Source organism: Psychrobacter nivimaris (assembly GCF_043419765.1).
Taxonomy (GTDB): Bacteria; Pseudomonadota; Gammaproteobacteria; order Pseudomonadales; family Moraxellaceae; genus Psychrobacter.
In genome coordinates this window covers 272404-296219 of the sequence record NZ_JBHOFX010000001.1, presented here as the reverse complement: position 1 = coordinate 296219, position 23816 = coordinate 272404, and the positions used below count along the sequence as shown (strand labels likewise).

Annotated in this window: 16 protein-coding genes and 1 pseudogene; 12 read left to right on the top strand and 5 right to left on the bottom strand. The window is 43.7% G+C overall.

Annotation, left to right across the window (positions count from 1 at the left end; genetic code table 11):
* Nucleotides 1-31 precede the first annotated feature (31 nt).
* From ACHEVO_RS01095 to mmsB, 8 genes and pseudogenes are all read left to right on the top strand, one after another.
* Complete coding sequence (locus ACHEVO_RS01095) at nucleotides 32-1222, top strand: MFS transporter (RefSeq protein WP_394123907.1); 1191 nt, start codon at nucleotides 32-34, stop codon at nucleotides 1220-1222.
* 215 nt (nucleotides 1223-1437) lie between these two features.
* Nucleotides 1438-3108 (top strand): fatty acid--CoA ligase, encoded by a 1671-nt coding sequence (locus ACHEVO_RS01090; RefSeq protein ID WP_394123578.1) that lies wholly within the window; start codon nucleotides 1438-1440, stop codon nucleotides 3106-3108.
* Between the two features lie 315 nt (nucleotides 3109-3423).
* Nucleotides 3424-5445, top strand: a complete 2022-nt coding sequence (locus tag ACHEVO_RS01085) for a propionate--CoA ligase (RefSeq protein ID WP_394123577.1) — start codon at nucleotides 3424-3426, stop codon at nucleotides 5443-5445.
* Nucleotides 5446-5788: 343 nt separating this feature from the next.
* Nucleotides 5789-7273 (top strand): CoA-acylating methylmalonate-semialdehyde dehydrogenase, encoded by a 1485-nt coding sequence (locus ACHEVO_RS01080; protein WP_347163154.1) that lies wholly within the window; start codon nucleotides 5789-5791, stop codon nucleotides 7271-7273.
* Nucleotides 7274-7492: 219 nt separating this feature from the next.
* Complete coding sequence (locus ACHEVO_RS01075) at nucleotides 7493-8653, top strand: acyl-CoA dehydrogenase family protein (RefSeq protein ID WP_394123576.1); 1161 nt, start codon at nucleotides 7493-7495, stop codon at nucleotides 8651-8653.
* Between the two features lie 32 nt (nucleotides 8654-8685).
* The gene (locus ACHEVO_RS01070) at nucleotides 8686-9468 is read left to right on the top strand and encodes an enoyl-CoA hydratase (protein WP_394123575.1); all 783 of its coding nucleotides are present in this window, start codon (nucleotides 8686-8688) and stop codon (nucleotides 9466-9468) included.
* A 55-nt stretch (nucleotides 9469-9523) separates the two neighbouring features.
* Complete coding sequence (locus tag ACHEVO_RS01065; protein ID WP_394123574.1) at nucleotides 9524-10789, top strand: enoyl-CoA hydratase/isomerase family protein; 1266 nt, start codon at nucleotides 9524-9526, stop codon at nucleotides 10787-10789.
* Nucleotides 10790-10890: 101 nt separating this feature from the next.
* Nucleotides 10891-11841 (top strand): annotated as a pseudogene (gene mmsB, locus ACHEVO_RS01060) (3-hydroxyisobutyrate dehydrogenase); the annotation flags it as partial.
* A gap of 190 nt (nucleotides 11842-12031) precedes the next feature.
* Here the strand turns inward: mmsB and ACHEVO_RS01055 are convergent.
* Nucleotides 12032-12790 (bottom strand): IclR family transcriptional regulator, encoded by a 759-nt coding sequence (locus ACHEVO_RS01055; RefSeq protein ID WP_394123573.1) that lies wholly within the window; start codon nucleotides 12788-12790, stop codon nucleotides 12032-12034.
* 593 nt (nucleotides 12791-13383) lie between these two features.
* Between ACHEVO_RS01055 and ACHEVO_RS01050 the strand changes: the two genes are divergently transcribed.
* Complete coding sequence (locus tag ACHEVO_RS01050) at nucleotides 13384-14262, top strand: hypothetical protein (RefSeq protein ID WP_394123572.1); 879 nt, start codon at nucleotides 13384-13386, stop codon at nucleotides 14260-14262.
* 131 nt (nucleotides 14263-14393) lie between these two features.
* Here the strand turns inward: ACHEVO_RS01050 and ACHEVO_RS01045 are convergent, their stop codons facing one another.
* From ACHEVO_RS01045 to ACHEVO_RS01035, 3 genes are all read right to left on the bottom strand, one after another.
* On the bottom strand, nucleotides 14394-15209 hold the full coding sequence (locus ACHEVO_RS01045) for a 4'-phosphopantetheinyl transferase family protein (RefSeq protein ID WP_394123571.1): 816 nt from the start codon (nucleotides 15207-15209) through the stop codon (nucleotides 14394-14396).
* A 216-nt stretch (nucleotides 15210-15425) separates the two neighbouring features.
* Nucleotides 15426-15944 (bottom strand): peptidoglycan-associated lipoprotein Pal, encoded by a 519-nt coding sequence (pal, locus tag ACHEVO_RS01040; protein ID WP_191113710.1) that lies wholly within the window; start codon nucleotides 15942-15944, stop codon nucleotides 15426-15428.
* 141 nt (nucleotides 15945-16085) lie between these two features.
* Nucleotides 16086-16694, bottom strand: a complete 609-nt coding sequence (locus ACHEVO_RS01035; RefSeq protein WP_394123570.1) for a DUF6231 family protein — start codon at nucleotides 16692-16694, stop codon at nucleotides 16086-16088.
* A gap of 434 nt (nucleotides 16695-17128) precedes the next feature.
* On the opposite strand from ACHEVO_RS01035, the gene pepN reads away from it, so the two are divergent.
* Nucleotides 17129-19729: an aminopeptidase N gene (gene pepN, locus ACHEVO_RS01030; protein WP_394123906.1), complete on the top strand. Its 2601-nt coding sequence runs from the start codon at nucleotides 17129-17131 to the stop codon at nucleotides 19727-19729.
* Between the two features lie 233 nt (nucleotides 19730-19962).
* Here the strand turns inward: pepN and ACHEVO_RS01025 are convergent, their stop codons facing one another.
* Nucleotides 19963-21045 carry a 3-deoxy-7-phosphoheptulonate synthase gene (locus ACHEVO_RS01025; protein WP_394123569.1) on the bottom strand — a complete coding sequence of 361 codons (1083 nt, stop codon included), beginning with the start codon at nucleotides 21043-21045 and terminating at the stop codon, nucleotides 19963-19965.
* A gap of 429 nt (nucleotides 21046-21474) precedes the next feature.
* On the opposite strand from ACHEVO_RS01025, the gene lpxB reads away from it, so the two are divergent.
* Nucleotides 21475-22791 (top strand): lipid-A-disaccharide synthase, encoded by a 1317-nt coding sequence (gene lpxB, locus ACHEVO_RS01020; protein ID WP_394123568.1) that lies wholly within the window; start codon nucleotides 21475-21477, stop codon nucleotides 22789-22791.
* A gap of 22 nt (nucleotides 22792-22813) precedes the next feature.
* Nucleotides 22814-23692 carry a ribonuclease HII gene (locus ACHEVO_RS01015; protein WP_394123567.1) on the top strand — a complete coding sequence of 293 codons (879 nt, stop codon included), beginning with the start codon at nucleotides 22814-22816 and terminating at the stop codon, nucleotides 23690-23692.
* The last annotated feature ends 124 nt before the right edge of the window (nucleotides 23693-23816 follow it).

Genomic DNA, 23816 nt, shown 5'->3' with positions numbered 1-23816 from the left:
TTCTAAAGATCAGATCCAAGATATAACAGCTGTGCCACCAGTCACCTCTAATCATTCAACGTCGTGGATATTGAAGCTCACAATTGGTCTTATAGGTATGTTTGCTTTTTTGCAAGTGTACTCTATCCAAGCGGTGCTACCGGTCATGATGGTGGATTTTGCTGCGACTGAAGTACAGGCTGGCATGATCGTTGGTGCCACTGTATTAGCCATTGCCATCATGTCACCATTTTTGGGTATGCTCTCAGATGCGGTCGGGCGCAAGTCTTTTATCGTTGGTGCTTTATTGTTTTTAGCGATACCAACAGCGCTTATTGCCCAGAGCTCGAGCATTGAATGGGTCGGCATTTGGCGTTTTATGCAAGGATTGTCTGTACCGGGTATTACGGTGGTGACAATTGCCTATATCGGTGAGGAGTTTGAGGGACGGGCGATGACTGAGCTGATGTCCTTTTATGTGTCAGGATGCGTGCTTGGTGGCTTTATGGGTCGGTTCTTGTTGGGGCATTTGCATGAGCTGATTGGCTGGCGTCATGGCTACTATGTGATGACGGCGATGACGCTATTGGGGGCAATATGGGTTGGCAAGATGCTACCGTCATCTCGTCACTTTGTGGCCAATCCTAATTTTCGCTCAGCGATACAGACGCTGGGTGAGCATGTCACCAATCGCTATGTGGTAACAGCATGTCTGCTTGGCGCTTGCGTGCTGTTCTCCCTTGTAGGCTGCTTCACTTTTATCAACTTACATTTGGCAGATAAGCCTTATGAGCTTGGTACTGGTGCGCTCGCCAATATTTTTGCAGTATATTTGCTTGGTGTTATTATCACGCCATTATCTACGACATTGTTACGCCGATTTGGCTCAGCGCGTACAGTACGGGTGGCTATCGTCGTATCTATGGTTGGGGTGTTATTGACTCTGGTCACGCCGTTATGGGGGGTGGTTATAGGACTGGCTATTATGTCGTCTGGTGTATTTATTACGCAGTCAGCGACCATCAGTTATATCGCGGTCAATGTGAAAAAGGGGCGTTCATTAGCTTCGGGTCTATATTATATGGGCTACTATACAGGCGGTACGCTAGGGGCATGGCTGGGTGGCATAGCTTATGCGCGAGGGCAGTGGTCTCTTACCGTATGGTTGTTATTGTTTGTGCAAGTATTGGCGTTATTAATAGCCAGTTTTGGAATGATTAAAACCACAGTACGGGCAAAGTGATTGGCTGTCTGATGTAGCATATGTTTAGTTAGCTATCTTATGATACTTAATGTAAGACCGCTTTACACAGCGCCGCTTTTTTCTTACTATCAATAACGATGTTATTATAAAAATTAAAATGGTTAGCGCAGTAGATTTTATGCTGCTATTAACTTGATTGTTATTATTATTGTTATTTATCCCTTATAAGTACGACAAACAAGGAAGTCAGATCTATGTCAAACATTTACCACAGTGCACCATCTGCCTACGATTATCCATTACTGGTCAAGCAGCTATTAAGCCGTGCAAAAACGGTATCGCAAGATCAAGAGATTGTGTATGCGGACAAAAAGCGCCTGACTTATAAAGAGTTGTTTGAACGTATCAATCGCTTGGCCAATGTATTGGCAGACTTAAAGCTTGATGCAGGTGATGTGGTTGCCGTGATGGATTGGGACAGTCATCGCTATCTTGAATCTTATTTTGCCGTGCCAATGTCAGAGTACGTTTTACAGACCGTCAATATCCGTCTATCGCCTGAGAAAATCCTTTATACCATTAACCATGCCAAGCCTAAAGTGCTCATGCTCAATTCTGAGTTTGCGCCATTGGTTAAAGACTATCAGTTTGAAAACTCAAGTATTGAGCATATTATCTGGCTTGATGACAACGGCGTCACTGCTGAAGGTATCTTTGGTAGCAATCAAAGCCGTGTCACAGGCGAGTATGAAGCGTTACTAGAAGCTGCTAACAACGATTTTGATTTCCCAGATTTTGATGAAAATACCATTGCGACGACCTTTTATACGTCAGGCACGACAGGTGATCCAAAAGGAGTTTTCTTTAGCCATCGTCAGCTAGTCCTACATACACTAGCAGAAGCGGCAACCTTGGGTATGCTGCCTGATAAGCAAGGCGTAAGCTATGGTGATGTCTATATGCCGATGACGCCAATGTTCCATGTGCATGCATGGGGTTTTCCGTTTACAGCAACCATGGTAGGTCTAAAGCAAGTCTATCCAGGTCGCTATGCGCCTGATACGTTGATGGACTTAATTGTCAATGAAAAGGTCAGTATCACACATTGTGTACCAACGATTTTGCAAATGGTACTCAAAGAAGCACAAGATCGCGACGCTAGCTTTAATGGGCTAAAAATGATTATTGGTGGTTCAAGATTGACCGAAGGTCTAGCCAAGACGGCGATGGCCCAAGGCATTGAAGTTTACACAGGCTATGGGATGTCAGAGACCGCGCCGCTTATTAGCTTAACGGGTTTTAGTCTCGATGAGCCTGAAATGACTGAAGAAGAAGACATTGCCCGTCGTTGCATGACAGGTAAGCCAGTATTGATGGTCGATGCCCAAGTATGGGGTGAAGGCAACAAATCAGTGGGAACTGGACCAGACAATACAGGAGAGCTTGTATTGCGAGCTCCTTGGTTGACTCAAAGCTATCTTAAAAACGATGACGCTGGCAAAGAGCTGTGGGAAAATGGCTACATGCATACCCAAGACATCGCCTACATACGTCCTGATGGCTATATCAAAATCACCGATCGCTTAAAAGACGTAATCAAATCAGGTGGTGAATGGATTTCATCATTAGAGATTGAAACCATTTTATCATTACACCCCTCAGTGGCTGATGTGTCAGTGATTGGCGTGCGTGATAAGCAATGGGGTGAGCGTCCATTGGCTTTGGTGGTATTAAAGCCTGATGCTAAGGATACCAGTGCTGATGATATCAAAGCGATTGCAGAAAAAGCGGTAGAGCGCGGTATCATTCCTAAATATGGCGTGCCAAGTCAGTTTAAGTTCGTTGATGAACTACCAAAAACTTCCGTTGGCAAACACGACAAAAAAGTCATGCGTGAGATGTATGCCAATCAAACTGAGATTTAGTATTAGTATTAGTTAAATGTTCAAATATTTGTATTCGTCAAAATGTAGCGCGTATTACACGCTTAATAGTTGACCTTTCCGATAGGCTCTGCTACATTTTAAACCGATACAATATGTATCGGTTTTTTAATTCTGGCAAGGATGACCAGTATTTACTAAGACATGGTTTTTTATAGTTGAAGCATTTTAGAGTTGGTATCAGCCAGTTGCACGCAGACAGAGCGTCGCGCGAGGTGAATACCGTTACAACTTATTGAGTGCCTTAACTATAAAATACTATTGCCTCATTTCTCGTTTATGCTAAGGACAGCTACTATGAGCGACCATTCCCAATCCCCAGTTTCTACCCAAACGACAGACACGCCAAACTTCGCTGATATTTATCATGAGTCTATTACGGATCGAGAGCAGTTTTGGGCTGAGCAGGCGAAGCGTATCTATTGGCATAAAGAGCCTGAGCAAATTCTAGATGACAGTAATCTGCCATTTGCCAAATGGTTTGTCGGCGGTGAGACCAATCTTTGTTATAACTGTGTCGATCGTCATCTGGCAGACCGTGCAGAGCAAGATGCTTTTGTGTGGGTGTCATCAGAAATTAATCAAGAGTTGATAGAAACCTTTCCAGCGGTTGTTGATTCGTTTAAGGATTTGGGCAATAACGTTGAGTTTTATACAGACTATACCAAGCGTCGCCTGACTTATAATGACTTGTATAAAGAAGTTAATTATTTTGCCGATGTACTACAGCGTCACGGTATTGGCAAAGGTGACCGTGTCATTATCTATATGCCGATGATATTAGAGGCGGCTTATGCCATGCTGGCTTGTGCTCGTATTGGTGCCGTCCATTCAGTTGTATTTGGTGGATTTGCTGCCCATAACTTGGCTATCCGTATGGATGATGCCGAGGCAAAAATGGTCATTACCGTAGATGCAGGGCTACGTGGCGGTAAGGTCGTCAATTATAAAAACCTAGTCAATCAAGGCGTCGAGCAAGCGACTGTCAAACCAGAGCATGTGCTGGTGATCAATCGCGGTATATTGCCATTTGAAACCAAAGCGATCGATGTTGATTATGCGGCCGAGCGTCGTAATAGCTGTGAGGCAAATGCAGTCGTAGAGCCAGTTTGGCTTGAGTCAAATACCCCGTCCTATTTGCTTTATACCTCTGGTACGACCGGTACACCAAAGGGGGTTCAGCGCGATACGGGTGGTCATGCCGTCGCGCTGACAACGTCGATAGATTATGTCTATGATGGCAAGGCTGGCGAGACTTTCTGGGCGATATCTGATATTGGTTGGGCCGTCGGGCACTCTTATACGATCTATGCGCCACTGCTAGCGGGTATGACCAGTATTATGTATGAGGGCTTGCCGCATATGCCAAACCCTGGTATCTGGTGGCGTATCGTTGAAGCCAACAAAGTTAATATTTTATTCACTGCACCCACAGGCGTGCGCATGCTCAAAAAACAGGACGAAAGCTGGATGACGCGTTACGATGTCTCCAGTGTGAAGTCATTCTTTTTGGCAGGTGAACCGCTTGATGAATCAACGGCTAGTTGGTTGACTCAGCATCTAGGCGTGCCAATTTTAGATCACTATTGGCAAACAGAGTCTGGCTGGCCAATCTTGAGCCATACGCCAAAGTTCAATCATAAGCCGCACAAGCAGGGGTCACCTGGTTACCCGATGTATGGCTATGAAGCGCATGTCATCAATGAGGAAACGGGCGATCCTTGTCAGGCTGGCGAAAAAGGATTACTTGCAATTAAAGCGCCACTACCGCCTGGCTGCCTTACCACGGTATGGCGTAATGACGAGCGATTTATTAGCAGCTACTTTGGTCTGTTTGATGGTCAGCAGTACTCAACCTCGGACTATGCGGTGACAGATGAAGAGGGTTATTTTTATATCTTAGGGCGTACCGATGATGTGATTAACGTCGCAGGACATCGCATAGGAACACAAGAGATTGAAGAGGCCATCAGCACACATCCAGAGATGGCAGAGTGTGCCGTAGTGGGTATTCAAGACGAGCTAAAAGGTGAGCTACCTATTGCATTCTGTGTTCTAAAAGATCAAACGCAGATTGAAACCACCGAAAACCGTTTTCGCATCGAGCAGCAAGTGATAGGCGCTGTCGCCAAATCTTTGGGTGGCATCGCGCGACCAGCCGCTATCTATTTTCCGCAGGCACTGCCAAAAACCCGCTCTGGAAAAATCTTACGTCGCTCAATTCGTGCTCTGGCGGAAAACCAACCGACAGGAGATATGTCAACGCTTGATAACCCAACCGCTATCGATGCGATCAAGCAAGCGATGAAGGATTATTGATTGGTATAAATTAGCCTTATACAAAAATAGTGATGTTGTTCATCGCGTATCAAAGTCAGGTTAACTTTCAAAAGCTCATGAGTCATCATGGGCTTTTTTATTGTTGTTATTTAAACAATTTTTATACGAATACGTGCCATCAAAATAAACTTATATAAAAATTCGATAAAGCGCTTGACCGTAAAAATGGTTTATTGTTATAGTCAATAACGATACAAAATAAATCATTTTAAAATTTAGTTTTTAATAATGTTTTATAGACAAACACTCATCGCTTTTATTTTTCTAATAAATACCTAGGTGCCGTCACACGGTAGTCTCGCAAAAAAGATAAGGATATCTTATGCACCACGTTCAACAGCTCATCAATGGTCAGTTCGTACAATCAAACACCGATGAATGGATCGATATCACCGATCCTGCGACGCAAGAAGTCATCGCCAAAGTTCCACAAACCACTAATGATGAGATTAACCAAGCTGTCGCCGCCGCACAGACAGCGTTTGAGACATGGCGCAAAACGCCAATTACCACGCGTGCGCGTATCTTTCTAAAGTATCAGTCTCTGATTCGTGATCATATGGATGAGCTGGCAGAAATCTTGACCGCAGAGCAAGGAAAGACGATTGCTGATGCACGCGGTGATGTGTTCCGCGGTTTAGAAGTGGTCGAACATGCCGCTGGTATTGCTAACCTGCAAATCGGTGACTTTGTAGAAAACGTAGCGTCAGGTGTCGATACTTATAGTATTTGGCAGCCACTCGGTGTTTGCGCTGGTATCACACCATTTAACTTTCCAGCGATGATTCCGCTATGGATGTTCCCAATGGCGATTGCTACAGGCAACACATTCATCCTAAAACCTTCTGAACAAGATCCAATGGTGACTATGCGTTTGGTAGAGCTAGCGATTGAAGCTGGCGTACCAGAAGGCGTTCTTAACGTCGTACATGGTGGCAAAGCAACCGTCGATGCTATCTGCGACCATCCAGATATTAAAGCGGTTTCTTTCGTCGGTTCTACTCATGTAGGCAAACATGTCTATGAGCGTGCCAGCCAATCAGGTAAACGTGCACAGTGCATGATGGGCGCAAAAAACCATGGCGTTATCCTGCCTGATGCTAACAAAGAACAAACGCTCAATCAGTTAGCAGGCGCAGCATTTGGTGCAGCTGGTCAACGCTGTATGGCGCTATCGGTCGTCGTACTAGTAGGCGCAGCTGGTGAGTGGATTGATGAGATTAAAGCAAAAGCAGAAAGCTTAGTCGTCTCAGCTGGCAAAAATGACAAGGATTTGGGACCACTGATTTCGCCTGCTGCAAAGGCCCGTGTCGAGCATTTGATTGGAACTGGGGTGGAAGAAGGCGCGAGCTTGATTTTAGATGGTCGTGGCATTACCGTTGAAGGGTTCGAGAAAGGTAACTTTGTAGGCCCGACGATCTTTGATAATGTCACAAGCGATATGCAAATTTATCAACAAGAAATCTTTGGCCCAGTACTGTGTATTATGCGTGCTAATAGCTTAGATGAAGCGATTGAACTACTGAATGCCAACCCACATGGCAATGGCACAGCGATATTTACTCAGTCAGGGGCGGCTGCACATAAATTCCAGCAAGACATTCAAGTTGGTCAAATCGGTATTAACTTGCCAATCCCTGTGCCACTACCTATGTTCTCCTTCTCAGGGTCACGTGGCAGCAAGCTCGGTGACCTAGGTCCTTATGGCAAGCAAGCCGTCCAATTCTATACTCAGACGAAGACCGTGACTGCGCGTTGGTTTGATGATGAAGCAAGCCGTGGTGTGAATACGACCATTTCAATTTAATCGTCAGCTCACTGTTTTTTCAGTATGACATTTTGTGTTTTCGGTATGACGATAATGCGACTTGCGATACTATTAAACGCAGTTTTATTATCGTTATGCCGCTATCATGTCGCACTAATGTCTTATAAAATCTCTGACCAACATTTTTACTAGCGCTTTTATTAACGTTTATCTGAGATTTAAGCCCTCTATTTGATCTATAAGAACAAGGATGACCCTATGGATTTTTCATTGACCGATGACCAAGTCGCCTTTCGCCAAACGGCTCGTCAGTTTGCACAAAAAGAGCTAAAGCCAAACGCTGCCGAATGGGATCGCAACTCGCACTTCCCAATAGATGTTATTAAAAAATCTGGTGAGCTTGGCTTTTTGGGACTGTACACCAATCCAGAATATGACGGCTTGGGCTTACCAAGACTCGATTCAGCGATGGTATTCGAAGAGCTTGCATGGGGCGACACGGCTGTAGCAGCGTATATGAGTATTCATAACATGGCCGCATGGATGATTGGTGAATATGGCAGCGATACGCTATGCAAAAAATATCTACCTAACATGGTCAGCGGTGAGTGGCTTGGTAGCTATTGCCTAACAGAACCAAATGCAGGGTCTGATGCAGCTTCATTACGTACCAAAGCGGAGAAGCAAGGCGAGCATTATGTACTGAATGGTGAAAAAACCTTTATTTCTGGTGCAGGCTCAACCGATGTATTGGTGGTGATGGCACGTACGGGCGCGGCAGGGCCAAAAGGCGTGTCAGCGTTCGTCGTAGATGCCAATAGTGCTGGTATCGAGTATGGCAAAAACGAGCACAAAATGGGCTGGAAAGCACAACCAACAAGGACGATTAGTTTTAAAGACGTCAAAGTCCCAGTAGAGAATTTGATAGGTGAGGAAGGCCAAGGCTTTCGTATCGCTATGAAAGGACTGGATGGTGGTCGTATTAATATCGGTATTTGCGCGGTAGGTACGGCACAGGCTGCATTAGAGACCGCAACCAGTTATGTACAAGAGCGTAGCCAGTTTGGTAGCCCAATTGCTAGCTTGCAGTCGGTACAGTTTAAACTTGCTGATATGTTGACTCAGACCATTGCCGCGCGCCAAATGCTGTATCTAGCAGCTGATAAAGTCGACAACAATGATGGGCAAGCGTCTACCTACTGCGCAATGGCTAAACGTCTATCTACGGATCTTTGTTTCGATGTTGCCAATGAAGCCCTGCAATTACACGGCGGCTATGGTTATCTAAATGAATATCCACTTGAGCGCCATGTACGAGATTTGCGTGTGCATCAAATTCTAGAAGGCACCAATGAGATCATGCGAGTGATTATTTCACGTCAGGTCTTGCAAGATGAAGGGTTAAGTCAGCTTCGCTAATTTATCTCGTTTTACTGAAACAAGGATGTTTTATGACAGAGTATACCAATCTACAACTATCAATTGATGGCCATACCGCAACATTGACGTTGAATAACCCACCGGCACATACATGGACGATGGACAGTTTGCATGCGCTTAAGCAGCTCATCACCGACCTCAATGCCAACGACGATATCTATGCATTAATCGTGCATGGAGATGGTGAAAAGTTCTTCTCAGCTGGTGCAGATTTAAACAACTTCTCAGACGGTGATAAAGGCCGCGCCATCAGCATGGCAATTGCATTTGGTGAGGCGTTTGAAGCATTGTCTGCCTATCGCGGTGTCAGCATCGCTGTCATCAACGGCTATGCGATGGGCGGCGGACTAGAGTGTGCGCTCGCATGTGATATCCGTATCGCAGAAGCTCACGCCCAGATGGCATTGCCAGAGACGGGCGTGGGATTATTGCCATGTGCTGGCGGCACGCAAAATCTACCTATGTTAGTAGGAGAGGGTTGGGCTAAGCGCATGATACTGTGTGGTGAGCGGGTCGATGCAGATACGGCATTGCGTATTGGTCTGGTCGAAGAAGTTGCTGCCAAAGGAGAAGGGTTAAAAGTGGCGCAAGCATTAGCGCAAAAAGTTGCTAAACAGTCTCCTGTTGCTGTCAGCTATTCTAAATCGCTTATCCAAGCGGCGAGAAATACCCCGCCTGCACAAAACCTTATTCATGAGCGCGAAGCGTTCGTGAAGTTGTTTGATACAAAAGATCAGCGCGAAGGGGTACAAGCCTTTTTAGAAAAGCGTAAACCCAATTGGCAAAACAAATAAGCAGCGGTCAAAACGCTTGAGCCATCTTTATTATTTAATTTTGTAGGTCACTTTTATGACAGCAGCGACGAATGATATTAACTCCCGAACGTCAGTCAATAATGCAGCACAAGAAGCGCCTGTATTGTTCAATACTGAATCGACAGATTGCGGGCACTTGATTGGAGTCATGACACTCAACACACCCAAATCGCTTAATGCACTTAGCGTTGATATGTGTCAATTGCTCTCAGCGCAGTTAGAGCAGTGGCAAGCGGACGAGCAAGTGGTAGCGCTTGTATTAAAAGGTGCAGGGGATAAAGCGTTCTGTGCGGGCGGCGATATTCGTAAGCTCTATGACAGCATGTCTACCAGTGCACCAATGCCAAACCCGTATGCTACTGAGTTTTTTAGTCACGAGTACCGCCTCTATCGTCAAATGCACTTTTATCCAAAGCCACTAATACTTTGGGGTGACGGTATTATCATGGGCGGCGGTATGGGACTGATGGCAGGATGTAGTCATCGTCTAGTCACTGAGCGTACGCGTTTTGCCATGCCTGAAGTCACCATTGGACTGTTCCCTGATGCATCTGGTAGTTGGTTTTTGCAGCTTATGCCTGCTAAGACGGGGCTGTTCTTGGGTTTAACTGGCGCGATGTGCAATGGCAGTGACGCGCTATTGGCCAATCTGGCAGAGTATGCCGTTGCTAGCCATGACTATGATGCCGTCATACAGCGTCTTAAACAGAGCGACTGGCATGCAGTCGATAACACGAGCGGTGCAGATAAGTGCCATAGCAATAGCGCACATAGTATTGTCAGCGGGGCACTTGCTGAACTACCTATTGCCGAACTACCTGATAGTAAGCTTGCAACATACTGGCAGCCTATTCAGCAACTGATGAATAGTGGCGGTCTGGCTGATATCGATGCGTTGCTACAAAGCGATACTGCGCTCGCACAGCTAAACCAAGACTTTGCAGCAGACAGTTGGGCACAGCGCGCAGTCGCAACTTATCGTCATGGTTGCCCAGTCACGGCTGCATTAACCTATGCGCTGTATCACAAAGTCGCTGACTTATCGATCGAACAAGTGCTGTATTTAGAGACCAATGTCGCAGTGCACTGTGCAGCCAATCCTGATTTCAAAGAAGGCGTGCGAGCATTATTAATTGACAAAGATAGAAATCCTAAATGGTCGCGTTCATTAGCAGACTGTTTAAGTGTAGAAGGGCAGGCGTATATCGATAAGCATTTTGTCAATCCTTATCCAAAAGGTGAGCATCCTTTGGGCGATTGGCTGGGTGATAACGCTTTGAGTAGTCAGTATGTCCGCTAACTGCCTAAAAGAAATTTATAACGTAGGACATAAGTAAAATTCACTAATAAATACTGTTAAATAGTATGTAGCAATAGCTACATCATAAATCATCAAGGAGTGATGAGATGGGTATAAAGGATACAAGTACGATGGATAATAATAACTCTAAACCAAATGTCGCCTTCATTGGGCTTGGTAATATGGGTGCGCCAATGGCAGAGAACTTATTAAAGGCAGGTTACGAGCTATCTGTTTTTGATTTGTCTGAGACAGCTACTAAGCGCTTGAAGCAAGCAGGGGCTAGTGTCGCAGAAAGTCCTAAAGACGCTGCAAGTAATGCTCAAGTTGTGATTAGTATGTTGCCTGCCGGTGAGCATGTACACTCTGTATATTTAGGTGATAGTAGTTCTGATGGTCTGCTAGCAGAGTTGCCAAAAGGCACACTTGTGATTGACAGTAGTACGATTGCGGCGGCTGATGCAAGGACAGTAGCAGAGGCCGCAAGTAAGCTTGGCATCGACTTTTTGGATGCGCCAGTCTCTGGTGGCACAGGTGGGGCGGTTGTTGGTAGTTTGACCTTTATCGTTGGCGGCGATGCTGCCGCTTTTGCTAAGGCTGAGCCAATACTTGCCGTGATGGGGAAAAATATCTTTCATGCAGGCGAGCATGGCGCAGGTCAAGTGGCGAAAATCTGCAATAACATGCTGCTAGGTATTCTGATGGCAGGCACGGCAGAGGCGATTAATCTAGGCGTCAAGAACGGCTTAGACCCCAAAGTGCTATCAGACATCATGCTACAAAGCTCAGGGCGTAACTGGACACTAGAAGTTTATAACCCTTATCCAAAAGTCATGGAAAATGTGCCCTCTAGCAATGGCTATCAAGGCGGATTTATGAGCAAGTTGATGCAAAAAGATCTAAACCTTGCGATGCAGACTGCTCAAGACACTGAAGTAGAAACGCCGATGGGTGCCAAAGCGACAGAGTTATATGCCTCACATACTGTAGAGAATGGTGATAAAGACTTTTCTAGTATTATTGGACGTCATGATGTTTCATTATTGTCTTAAACGTAACTCTCTTAACTGTGTTTCTTTTGAATGTAACTTTCTTAGACATGCCAGTTCTTAAACATACTATTATTAAGAATTTTTAGTATCACAAGTAGATGGCATTAATTAAGAGAATGCATTTGCTAAAAAGAAAAAGGTCTACGCTAAAATCATAGCGTAGACCTTTTTTGATGGCTAATAGATAGTATTAGCTTTGCAGATCGTAGACGAGCGCCTGAACGTCTTGTGCTGCTTCTTGCAGTCTTGGTACGTGCGTCAGCAAATCATCTAATGAGACGCGTATGGTGGGCGCATGTAAGTAGAGTGAGGCCAGATAGCGTTGCTTTTTATCCAAGATAGGTACAGCCACTGCGACCATCTCAGAGATAAACTCCTCATTATCGATGCCGATACCAGTATCAGCAATGCGATCAAGCTCGGCATTTAATGCATCGATATCAGTAATCGTATTCTTAGTGAACTTATCTAATGGCAACCCTTGTAGGATTTTCATACGGCTAGTCGTAGATAATTGGCTTAAATAGAGCTTGCCAGTCGCGGTACACCACATAGGTGACTTTGCCCCGACAGGAAGATAAATCTGTAGTGGCAAGGTTGTCTGAGCTCGGTTGGTATAGATCATATCCATATGATAGGGAATGCCAATACCGCAGGTTTCTTTTAGCTCATCAACCAATTTTTGCAAAATCATCTGACGTTCATTAAAGAACAGTCGTTGCTGCCATAACTCAACGCTCAAATTGCGTACGCGCTTACCAGGGATAATACCGCCACCAATATCAACAGTCAAAAAACCATCATCGACCAAATTTTGAATCAATCTATGAATGGTCGGTTTAGGTATATCTAGCTCTTGTGAAAGCTCGAGTGGAGAAAGCGGTTTTGAAGCATAGGACACTGCTTCGATGATTTCTAGGACACGGGTAATCGAAGATACTTTAGGCATATATATGACTCAGTAGGAGTAAAGAAATAGAGCAGACAGCATCACAAAATTTTCATAAATAAGACAAATGGTGACAATACTGACGTTCTATAACAAATCTATTATAACAACTAATTTAGCATAATATTCGCTTGAGGCAAGCGTTAGTCGCGTTATATGAGATCATTTATATCGTTTTATTTGTTGGTGTAGATTCTCTTATATAAGTAACAATAGATACGTCAACTCACAAGCCACACTATTCTGTAAGGTTAAGCCATATAACTGTCATTGATTCAAAGTGCGTTCTAGATAATTATGTGGACATATTTTGCAATACCCTTACATAAACATTAAGCAAGCGAAGTCTCATGTTTACGCTGTTTGGTTACTTTAAGGACGTTATGTAACATAAAGGCGAATTTTTGCAGATTGGTGTAGCAATTATTACAGTACCTATGCAATCTTTACATAATGGCAAATAAAAACAGCATCAGTAGGGGTGACTTTTTAAGTCAGAATTGTTTTAATCACCTCAACAAAATGATGGTTTAACAAAAGCACAATCATCGTTTTTTATGGGCGGGTTTATTTCACACTTTAGGAGAATAATTATGAAATTGATTAAATTGACGGCAATCTCTGCTGCTGTTCTAGCATCAACTGCTGCATTAGCTGCTGATCCAGTTATCGTTGTTGATGACAATGCTGCAGTTGCATATGAAGCTGAGCCAGTTGCAGTTGCTTATCAAGCAGAACCTGCTTCTTATGCATACGATGCTAACGCTGGTGTAGTAAGCAACACTACTGGCGCTGTTGTTGGTGGGACTAAAGGTTTCTTCAATAAAGTAGTGAACCCAGCATCAGTTAGCGCTGAAGTTGGTACTTTAGGTTATGGTGCTAACATCGGTTGGTCACTTAACGAAAAAACTGAATTGCAAGCTGGTTGGGCAGGTGGCGATGTAGCTGACCTTTTCGGCGGTGATTTTGACGCAGACGACGTAAACTACGATGTAGATTCTGATTTTAGCAACCCGTACCTAGGTGTACAATTACGTCCTACTGGTAACTGGTTCACAGTTGGCGCTGGTATTATCGTTCCTGACAACGATTTTGATGTAACTGCTAACTCTGAAGGCGGTACTTACAAAATTAATGATGTGTCATACAACGCAGATGATGTAGGTACTTTACAAGGTACTATGGAGCATCGTAACAAGCTAGCTCCTTACGCTACTATCGGTTTCCGTCCGAACATCACAAATAACTTTGGTCTATTTGGTGAAATTGGCGCAGCTTACATGGGTAAAACAGATGCTACAGTAAATGCAACTGACCCAGAAAATGTTGTGAGAGTTTCTAACGGTGTTACTGATATACCTTCTGGTCTTAATGCGGGTCAAGTTGCTAAACTTGCTGAGCAAGAGCTAGAAGACAAAGATTGGTTAGAGTGGTTGCCAATCGTTAAAGTTGGCGCAACTTACCGTTTCTAATCACAGTTTAAAGACTGTCATTAGTAGAAAACAAAAAAACGATCCTTTTTAGGGTCGTTTTTTTATGCCTAAAATAAAATATTAAAAGGTATTCTAAAAATCAGGTTTGAACTTTGCTCAGAAGACCTTGATCAGAAAACGATGACAGTTTGCTGAGATTGTAACGCGGCAATGCGGTAAATAGATTGGCAGTTAGCATCCTCACTATCATTGGGTACAGAGGTAGAGTTAATCTCTTTATCATTCTCGATTAAGCTAGAAATAAGGTGAGAGTAATCTATACCCAAGCCTTGAGCTAATGTATATTGGTTGACTTTGATAAAGCTTTCTTTTATTTGCCATAACAGTTTGGCAGTGCGTTCACGCTGATCTGTAGATAGCTCCTGTAAAATGGCTAGCTCGCTCTTTGAATAGAAACGCTTGACTACATGCCACGCAATATTATTACTCTCGATATCGATACCAGCAGGACGCTGACGACTGATCACGACCGCTATTTTGCTGTGTAAACGTGTACAATTTGTCTGATTCGATTCTGTAGTTTGCTTTGAACTACCAGCTCCTGTATGGCTAAAGCATACGTAATGCTGGCTGTTGACGAGCCGATAAGGAAAGCTTGACTCATCCAAGGTGTCATCTATTTCTAATTTTTTGAGCAGCTCTTGCAATAGTTGCCTGACGCCTTGCCGCTGCTGCTGACGCTGTTTACGTGCTAGAGCAGGTACTAAGTGTTTAGGTGCTGTTGTCGCCACCTGATAGTGCCAATTTAAGCTACTGAACTTGATGATGTCTTTACACGATGTATTACATGATGATAACCATAATGACTTGTTCCACAAGCTTTCAGTGACTAAATGACTCACTGACTCGCTCACTTGAGCCGTCACACACCATGTCGTGGTGTCGAGTTGAGTATATTGTATCTGGGTGAGGTTAGAAGTCGGCATATATTAATAGTCATCAAAAACGATTATTGTAGAATTGAATATATAAGAATGTGTAATTATGAACGCTATGTATTTGATACATAGATAGTCATACAATAGCTATATTTAAATAGTTTATATCTAATTAACCTACTAAAAATCCAAAAAGCCCAGCAATATACTCTTGCTGGGCTTTCATTAAACTATCGAACGCTATAAATAACGCTAAATCACAATTTAGTAAGACAACTCGGCACGACGGTTTTGTGCATACGCGTCTTCAGTGTTGCCAGCTGCTGCAGGGCGTTCTTCACCATAGCTAATGACACGGATATTGTTTGCAGTGACACCTTGAGCAGCAAGGTAGTTACGAGCAGCTTGTGCGCGTCGCTCACCTAGTGCCATGTTGTATTCACGGCTACCGCGCTCATCAGTGTGACCTGCGATAACGACAGTCGCTGCTGGGTTTGAATTTAGCAGGCTTACGTGTTGGTTAAGGACGCTCGCTGATTGAGCAGTAATTTCGCTGCTATCAAAGGCAAAGTAGACCACTGCTTGAATATTCTCAGCGCCAGTGATGACAGCATTTGAGTTATCAACGATAACCGCACCATTGTAGCCAACTTGGCCACCTGGAATACCTAGTGGGGCAACGACAACTTCTGAGGTAGAACGCTTGGTAGCACAACCGGTGGTTATCGCAACAGCGCTTGATAGCACAGCAAGAACAGCGATCTTAGAAAAACTGATTGACATGACGAGCTCCTAAAATTTTAATTAAATTTGTTTTTTTAAACTGCTTCCGATAAAACTTAGGCAATCTCTATCTATAATATACTAAATGTTAATTTATGTAAGTATTTTTACTGTAAATTACGATAGATAAAATTGAGTGTATTACCAGCGGTGCTTGCCCCAGTTTTCAGGGTTAGCCCAGTAATCAGCATTGAGCCAATTTGGCAGTTGTTTGTAGTCATATAGATTAAATTGCCAAAGCGTCGCAGTAACGGTTGATGAGGTAATAGATTGAATGTCATCAATATTTAGAGATGGCTCACTCAATATATCAAATGGCGTAAAGCCATAAGGTTTCAAATCTATCGAGCTGTCCAATGCAATAAGCAAATGCGCGGCATACAGGTCACGGTAGCGCATCAATAGCGGCACATAGTGTTGAGTCAGCTCTTCTGACAAGGTAGGCAGCCAAAAGCAAGCAAGCTCATAACGATCGGGTACGTGTTGTTTAGCAAGATCTGATAACGTTGATAAGTGTCGTGCGTTCAGCCTCGCTTCAGTGTTCTCATTAGTAGATGTAGTATCGTCAAGTTGGGCTTGTAGTGCTAATAAGTCCGCATTGTTATGTGTTACCCATAATGCTTCACTATTATCTTTGCTATGTTCAGGTGATAGTTCTGTCTGAGTCGTCAGTGAGGGTAGTAGCGCGTCAACATACTCTATAAGCAAAGGTAGGGTAATGTCTGCGCGTTTCACCGTATTTTTTGTCATATAATAAGCCGTTAGTTAAATGATTTGTCATCAGTATGACTATTAAATCATTTTCAACGACATTATCCAATTGATAACGTATGTTTCATATTTAAATCATCTTGAACCGACGATATCTTACTATATATACTTGAAATTTAGCGATTTAGGTCAATCTAGCTATAAGCTTGATGAGAAAATCAATTTAGTATAAAAGTTAGCTTAATCATTGCAAAGCTTTATGCATGTGCTTAGTTTATTAAGCGCTTGGCTCATGTAGTTAGCCTCAAGATAAAGTCTTTCTTTACACTAGTCCCTTTTGCAAATAGCGAAATGATATTACTCATTATTATATTATTCACCCCTAGTAAAAATAACTTATAACCAAACCACCGATAATAATAGGACACCATATGTCTACTGCTGAAACTGATGCACAAATCATCAATCCTGAAATGCCAGATGTGCCGCCCCATGCGCCAAGTAAGATTAACTTAAAAGACTATACCAAACCAAGTTTTGATGTCGAGACAGTACATTTAGATATTAAGCTGTTTGAAGACTACGCGCAGGTAGACAGTAAGCTTGAGATGGTACGCCAAACGGCAGGGGATATTGTCTTATTTGGTGAGTCATTAGAGCTGCTAACGATTACGATGAACGGTAAGGCACTAACCACTGAGGATTATCAGCAGGAAGCGGGTAAGCTGACGATTTATAATGCCCCTGAGCGAGCTACTTTAGATATTCAAGTGCGTATCTGCCCACATACCAACACCGCGCTTGAAGGTTTATATATGGCCGGTAGCGGCGACGACACGATGTTTGTGACGCAGTGCGAGCCAGAAGGTTTTCGTAAGATAACTTTCTATCCAGACCGCCCTGATGTGTTGGCGATATTTACCACGCGACTCGAAGCAGATAAGCGCTATCCGACGTTATTGGCCAATGGTAACTTAGTCGAAGCAGGCGAAGTGGCCGATGCGCCAGACCGTCATTATGCCATCTGGCACGATCCAACCAATAAGCCAAGCTATCTATTTGCCTGTGTGGTAGCTGATTTAGATGTATTGACAGATTCTTATACGACCAGCGAAGGTCGAGAAGTCTTGCTTGAGTTGTATGCCAAGTCTGCCGATATCGATAAATGCGATGTCGGTATGCAAGCTTTGAAAGATGCTATGAAGTGGGATGAGGTCAATTATGGCCGAGCCTATGATCTAGATCGCTATATGATTGTGGCGGTCAGCCAATTCAATATGGGTGCAATGGAAAATAAAGGTCTCAATATTTTTAACACCGCTTGCGTGTTATCTAGCCCTGAGACGACCACTGATGCCCGTAGTTTTAGCGTAAAAGCTATTATCGCTCATGAGTATTTTCATAACTGGACAGGCAATCGTATTACCTGCCGTGATTGGTTCCAGCTGTGTTTAAAAGAAGGCTTTACCGTTTACCGTGATCAATCATTTTCAGCAGACCAACAGTCAAGCGCGGTACAGCGTATTGATGACGTAGCGACCTTGCGTGCCCATCAATTCAGCGAAGATACAGGTCCATTAGCGCACCCAGTGCGTCCAGAAAGTTTTGTTGAAATTAATAACTTTTATACGACAACCGTCTACGAGAAAGGTGCTGAAATTGTGCGTATGATTGCCAATACGTTGGGGCCAGATGATTTCCGTAAAGGCACAGATGAGTATTTCCGTCGCTATGATGGACAAGCGGTAACGGTTGAGGACTTTTTATCAGCACTCAGTATCACTGACGACAAAATAGAGAATTTTATTGATTGGTATCGTCAGCCTGGTACGCCAGTGGTATCGGGTTCTCAAACTTATGATAGCGCAGCGCAGACGCTAACCATCACCTTGAATCAACAGACACGCCATGTCAAAGGCTTTGATGCACCAAAACCATTGCCGATACCTGTAGCAACGGCATTGTTTGACAAAGACTCAGGCGCTATCGTTGCTGAGCGTATGTTGTTGCTTGACGAGGCGACGCAAACCTTTGTATTTGAGAATGTCGCAAGCGAGCCTGTCGTGTCATTACTACGTGACTTTAGCGCGCCAGTACAGCTTAATTATGACTATCAAGATGTAGACTTAGCATTTTTGCTTAAGCATGAAACCAATGGGTTTAACCGCTGGCAAGTAACTCAAATGCTGGTAAATCGTATTTTGCTGCAAGGCCAAGGTACGAAGAGCAGCCCTGATGTATACCTAGAAGCATTGGCGCAGACGCTGCCTGTCTTAGCGGCTGACGATGCGATGCTAGCGGCACGATTGCTTGATATTCCATCAGCGCAAGAGTTGGCTTCTGCTATTTCTAAAGACTACGATCCAGCGCTGGTTAAAGAGCAGCGCGATGGGCTATACAAGCAAGTTGCTGATAAGTTAAAAGATCAATGGGCTGAGCTGTACAATAACTTGCCAATGCAGTCTTATGAGGACAGCGCTGAAGCTCGAGGCATTCGTGCGCTGCGTAATGTCGTGCTTGATATGGCGTTGACTGCCAATGTGGATGATGCAGCAGACTGGGCACAGCAGCAATATGATAATGCTAGCTGTATGACTGAGCGCTTTGGTGCATTGAAGGCCATGGTCAATCATCAATTGGTAGATGCAGATAAGTACTTAGCAGACTTCTATGAGCGTTTCCAAGCAAATGATCTGGTTATCGATTTATGGTTCAGTGTCCAAGCTGCCGCCGACGATGTGACGCCTGATATGGTCAAGTCGCTACTGACGCACACGGACTTTGATTGGAATACGCCTAACCGTGTCCGTTCGGTCATCAGTGCTTTTAGCTCGCAGCCAATGGTATTATGGACGACAGAAGGTCTAGAGATGTATACAGGCGTGATTCAGAAATTAGATGATGCCAACCCTGTGTTAGCATCGCGCTTACTGCAAGTACTGGCTCGCTGGAATACGTTGGCTGAGCCACGTCGTCAGATGGCGCATGAGCAACTAACAGACTTGCGCAAGAACGTTTCATCTAAGCATGTGCTTGAAAGCTTAGAGAGCGTGTTAGGTGCTGCAAATAGTTAATTGAGAGCAGTGCAACATGTATCGAAGTGTAATATCAATTTTATGAAAATACTATTTCTAGAATAGGGTTAGCAATGACCAATTAATGAAACATGTATCATTGATGGTCATTGCTAATCAAGTTTAGAATACAGTGTTTCTTATAAAACGTTCACAAATAAAAAGCCCCTTTCGTACTAATACGAAAGGGGCTTTTTATTGTTTGCCCGACGATAAATTATCGCTGATAGCTATTAGCGATTTGGTAGTACATCTTTTACCATATCACGTAAGTCACGTAATGCTGTGACGGTGCTATCCCAATCTAGGCAACCATCGGTGATCGATTTGCCGTACTCAAGCTGGCTTAAATCAGCAGTCAGTTTTTGATTACCACCTTTTAAGTGACTCTCAATCATCATGCCGATAATTGATTTATTGCCATTTTGAATTTGTTCGGCGACGTTTTTGATAACCATCGGTTGTAGGTAAGGGTCTTTACCTGAGTTGGCATGGCTAGAATCAATCATAATCTTGCTATTGGTCTTGCCCTTTGCCAGCTCATTTTCAACTTGAGCTACCGCAGTTTCATCATAGTTAGGTTTACCGTTACCACCGCGAAGTACCACGTGCGCGTAAGGGTTACCTTTAGATTTGATGATAGAGACTTTACCATCTGACGATAGACCTAAGAAGCTATGACCTTCTTTAACCGCTTGCATGGCATTTACAGCTACCGTCATACCGCCATCAGTACCATTTTTGAAGCCAACTGGGCATGATAAGCCAGAGCTCATTTCGCGATGCGTTTGGCTCTCAGTGGTACGTGCACCAATGGCTGACCAGCTGATTAGATCTTGTATGTACTGCGGCGTATTTGGATCAAGTGCTTCAGTCGCGCAAGGTAGACCTTTTTCATTCAGATCAAGTAGCAATTTACGAGCCGTGCGCAAACCTTTTTCTATATCAAAGCTGTCATTCATGTCAGGATCGTTGATCATGCCTTTCCAGCCAACCGTTGTACGAGGTTTTTCAAAATAAACACGCATGACCACAAATACACTGTCTTCGATTTCTTTTGCCAATAGGGCCAAACGATCGGCATATTCGTGAGCGGCTTTGATATCGTGAATAGAGCAAGGGCCAATGACCACAAACAAACGCTTGTCTTTACCATCCAAGATATCTTGAATAGTATTACGACCTTTTAGTACGGTCTTATACGCGTCGTCTGACAGAGGCAGCTCGGCTTTTAGCTCGGCGGGGGTAATCAAAGGAATAAATTTTTCAATATTCACGTCGTCAATATCTGCATTATGGGTAACTGATGTTGTCATGGTTATATATCGTCTAGCTGATTTATAGGAATAATCATTATGCGGACAAAAGTGTTGGTTGACAAGGGTAGTCGAGCAGTTAATTGACTGATAACTGGAATGAGAAAACTAAAACTTAGTTATACTTATAGAGACTTAGCATGATATTTGACATTCTAAATGCACGTTTAGCATTTGGTTTTTCTATCTATTAATAAGAGTTGATTGAGTTTTTGGTGCGTAACGCTCAGATTTTATGCGTGAATTTCGCTATTTGTACCATCGTCAAGTATGATAGCAACATTAGCGATGGATGGCCCAAACTGTGGCATTAAAACAGTACGGATGAGTGCTTATATTATTCATAAAGCCATATCGCTGATTTATTACGTTATATTTTATAATAACGGTTTATTTTATTTTGTGTATTTCTAATATCGAGAGCTTGTCATGACAGATTCTGCTACGTCTCATCACCATACTGACCTCATTCATCAAGCCGAGACGAATTCTCAAGTAGCAAATATAAATGCTACGCCGCTAGTAATAGGCATCGTCGCAGGTGAGGTATCTGGCGACAGCTTAGGCGCAGATTTTATGCGGCAAATGAACAATCTACGTGATGATATTGTCTGGGTAGGCGTAGGCGGTACGAAGATGCAGGCGCAAGGGCTACAGAGTATTTTCCCATTAGAGCGTTTGGCAGTGATGGGTCTGGTTGAGGTCATGTCGCAGCTACCCGATTTGCTCAAAGCGCGCCGCGAGCTACTGAGCGCATTTAAGGCTGCTAATATTGATTGGTTCGTCGGTATTGATGCGCCTGACTTTAATTTGCGAGTATCCAAAAAACTAAAGCCCCAAGGCGTGTTCTGTGTGCAGTACGTCAGTCCTTCTATCTGGGCGTGGCGCGAGTCGCGTATCCATAATATTAAAGCGGCGACCAATTTGGTGCTATGCCTATTCCCGTTTGAGTTGCCAGTTTATGAGCGACATAACCATCCAGCGATCTGTGTGGGCCATCCCTTACTACGAACTATTGATCCGAACCTGATCGATATACCAATCAATCAACGTCGCAGTGAGCTCGTTTGGGACAATGATGGGTTGCAGCAGTTCTTCATCGAACGCTTTGATGATGTGAGTCAGCTTATTTGTGTGATGCCAGGTTCTAGGCGCGGTGAAATTACGGCTATTCTGCCATTGATGCTTGATGGTATCCAAAAGTTAATCCTATTAGATCCTAAGCTGTGCTTCATCATTCCAACGGTCGATCAGAACCATCAATATATCGTGCAAGAGGTGATCGACCAACGCTCAGAGCAGTTACGTGAAGCAATTGTGGTGGTTTACGATGATACCCAGCCAGAATTTAGCCAACATGCTATGGCGGCATCAGATATCGTGATGCTGGCATCTGGGACAGCAACGCTGGAGGCAATGCTGCTTGAACGGCCGATGGTAGTAGTCTATCAATTAAATCAGCTGACTTACCAAATAGCCAAGCGTCTGGTAAAAGTGCCATATGTGGCATTGCCTAATATATTGGCTAATGCGCCAATCGTACCTGAGCTGATTCAAGAGCAGGCGAGCGGTGACAATATTTGCCGCACCGTGATGCGATTGCTGCAACCACGCGCTTATGCCGAGCAATTACACGACTTACTAGTCACAAAGCAGTCATTACAACAGCAAAGTAACCATGAGCCTGCAAACAGCGTGATTGAACAGTGGTTTATCCAAAATACTAATACCGCCAATCCTAATTAAACAAGAAAGACCTTCTAATATTATGCATATTCAACACAGTACAGAAAGCCCAGTTCAAGTAATTGACATCAATATTGAGCACATTGATGTCAAAGGACAATATATTCAGTTAGCAGCGCCTATACGTTTATATGGGCAAATGAATACCGCTGAGCTGCTTACTCAATATCTCAGTTATGGTAACCAAGGGACAGAGCAATCAATACTACAAATCGGCGTTGATGAAGCAGGACGCGGGCCGTTACTAGGTAGTGTCAATGTGGCTGCGGCAATATTACCTGAGACTTGGTCAGGGCTCATTGAAGAACAACCGCTTAAAGACACGCCGTTGTCGATACTGACAGACTCCAAACAACTGAGTGAAAAAAAGCGCGATATCCTTTATCCATTGGTTCAGCAGCATGCTATCGGTTATATCATCGCCGATATACCAGCAGCAGTGATCGACCAGGTGAATATACTGCAAGCAACGATGCTTGGTATGCGCTTATGTACTGAATCATTGCTAGAAGTGATTTTTGAAAGCTTTTCGACTACTGGAAATGTTAACAGCACGTCGCTCGATCAATTAAAGATCGAAGTGCTATTTGATGGAAATCGTTGTCCTGACTTGAACTATGATAGCTTTAAAAAGTTAGAGGTGGCGCCATCTGCGATTGATTGTCAAGCGTGGGTAAAAGGTGATGCGCGTCATACTAGTATTGCAGCGGCCAGTATATTGGCAAAAGTAAGTCGTGATGAATCGATGTATACACTGGATACTCAATATCCGGAATATGGTATCGCCAATCACAAAGGCTATCCGACGCGTGCGCACATGGAAGCAATCGAAAAATATGGTGTCTTACCAACGCATAGACGTAGTTTTGCACCAGTGAGAAAGGCTCTAGAAATACAGTAGCTATAAAAAAGTGACCATCACGAAGTAATTATAAAAACGTGATCATAAAAAAGTGACTGTATAGCGGATACAAAAGAATCGTACTTTATAAATGATATCTTTGCCTCGAAAATAGCTTAAGCAT

Bases quoted from the DNA above. Each gene is read 5' to 3' on its own strand.
- pal (WP_191113710.1), bottom strand. From the start codon at position 15,944: ATGTCAATCAGTTTTTCTAAGATCGCTGTTCTTGCTGTGCTATCAAGC.
- lpxB (WP_394123568.1), top strand. From the start codon at position 21,475: ATGACAGATTCTGCTACGTCTCATCACCATACTGACCTCATTCATCAA.
- ACHEVO_RS01055 (WP_394123573.1), bottom strand. From the start codon at position 12,790: ATGCCTAAAGTATCTTCGATTACCCGTGTCCTAGAAATCATCGAAGCA.
- ACHEVO_RS01050 (WP_394123572.1), top strand. From the start codon at position 13,384: ATGAAATTGATTAAATTGACGGCAATCTCTGCTGCTGTTCTAGCATCA.
- ACHEVO_RS01015 (WP_394123567.1), top strand. From the start codon at position 22,814: ATGCATATTCAACACAGTACAGAAAGCCCAGTTCAAGTAATTGACATC.
- pepN (WP_394123906.1), top strand. From the start codon at position 17,129: ATGCCAGATGTGCCGCCCCATGCGCCAAGTAAGATTAACTTAAAAGAC.
- ACHEVO_RS01080 (WP_347163154.1), top strand. From the start codon at position 5,789: ATGCACCACGTTCAACAGCTCATCAATGGTCAGTTCGTACAATCAAAC.
- ACHEVO_RS01090 (WP_394123578.1), top strand. From the start codon at position 1,438: ATGTCAAACATTTACCACAGTGCACCATCTGCCTACGATTATCCATTA.
- ACHEVO_RS01025 (WP_394123569.1), bottom strand. From the start codon at position 21,045: ATGACAACATCAGTTACCCATAATGCAGATATTGACGACGTGAATATT.
- ACHEVO_RS01045 (WP_394123571.1), bottom strand. From the start codon at position 15,209: ATGCCGACTTCTAACCTCACCCAGATACAATATACTCAACTCGACACC.
- ACHEVO_RS01070 (WP_394123575.1), top strand. From the start codon at position 8,686: ATGACAGAGTATACCAATCTACAACTATCAATTGATGGCCATACCGCA.
- ACHEVO_RS01035 (WP_394123570.1), bottom strand. From the start codon at position 16,694: ATGACAAAAAATACGGTGAAACGCGCAGACATTACCCTACCTTTGCTT.
- ACHEVO_RS01085 (WP_394123577.1), top strand. From the start codon at position 3,424: ATGAGCGACCATTCCCAATCCCCAGTTTCTACCCAAACGACAGACACG.
- ACHEVO_RS01065 (WP_394123574.1), top strand. From the start codon at position 9,524: ATGACAGCAGCGACGAATGATATTAACTCCCGAACGTCAGTCAATAAT.
- ACHEVO_RS01075 (WP_394123576.1), top strand. From the start codon at position 7,493: ATGGATTTTTCATTGACCGATGACCAAGTCGCCTTTCGCCAAACGGCT.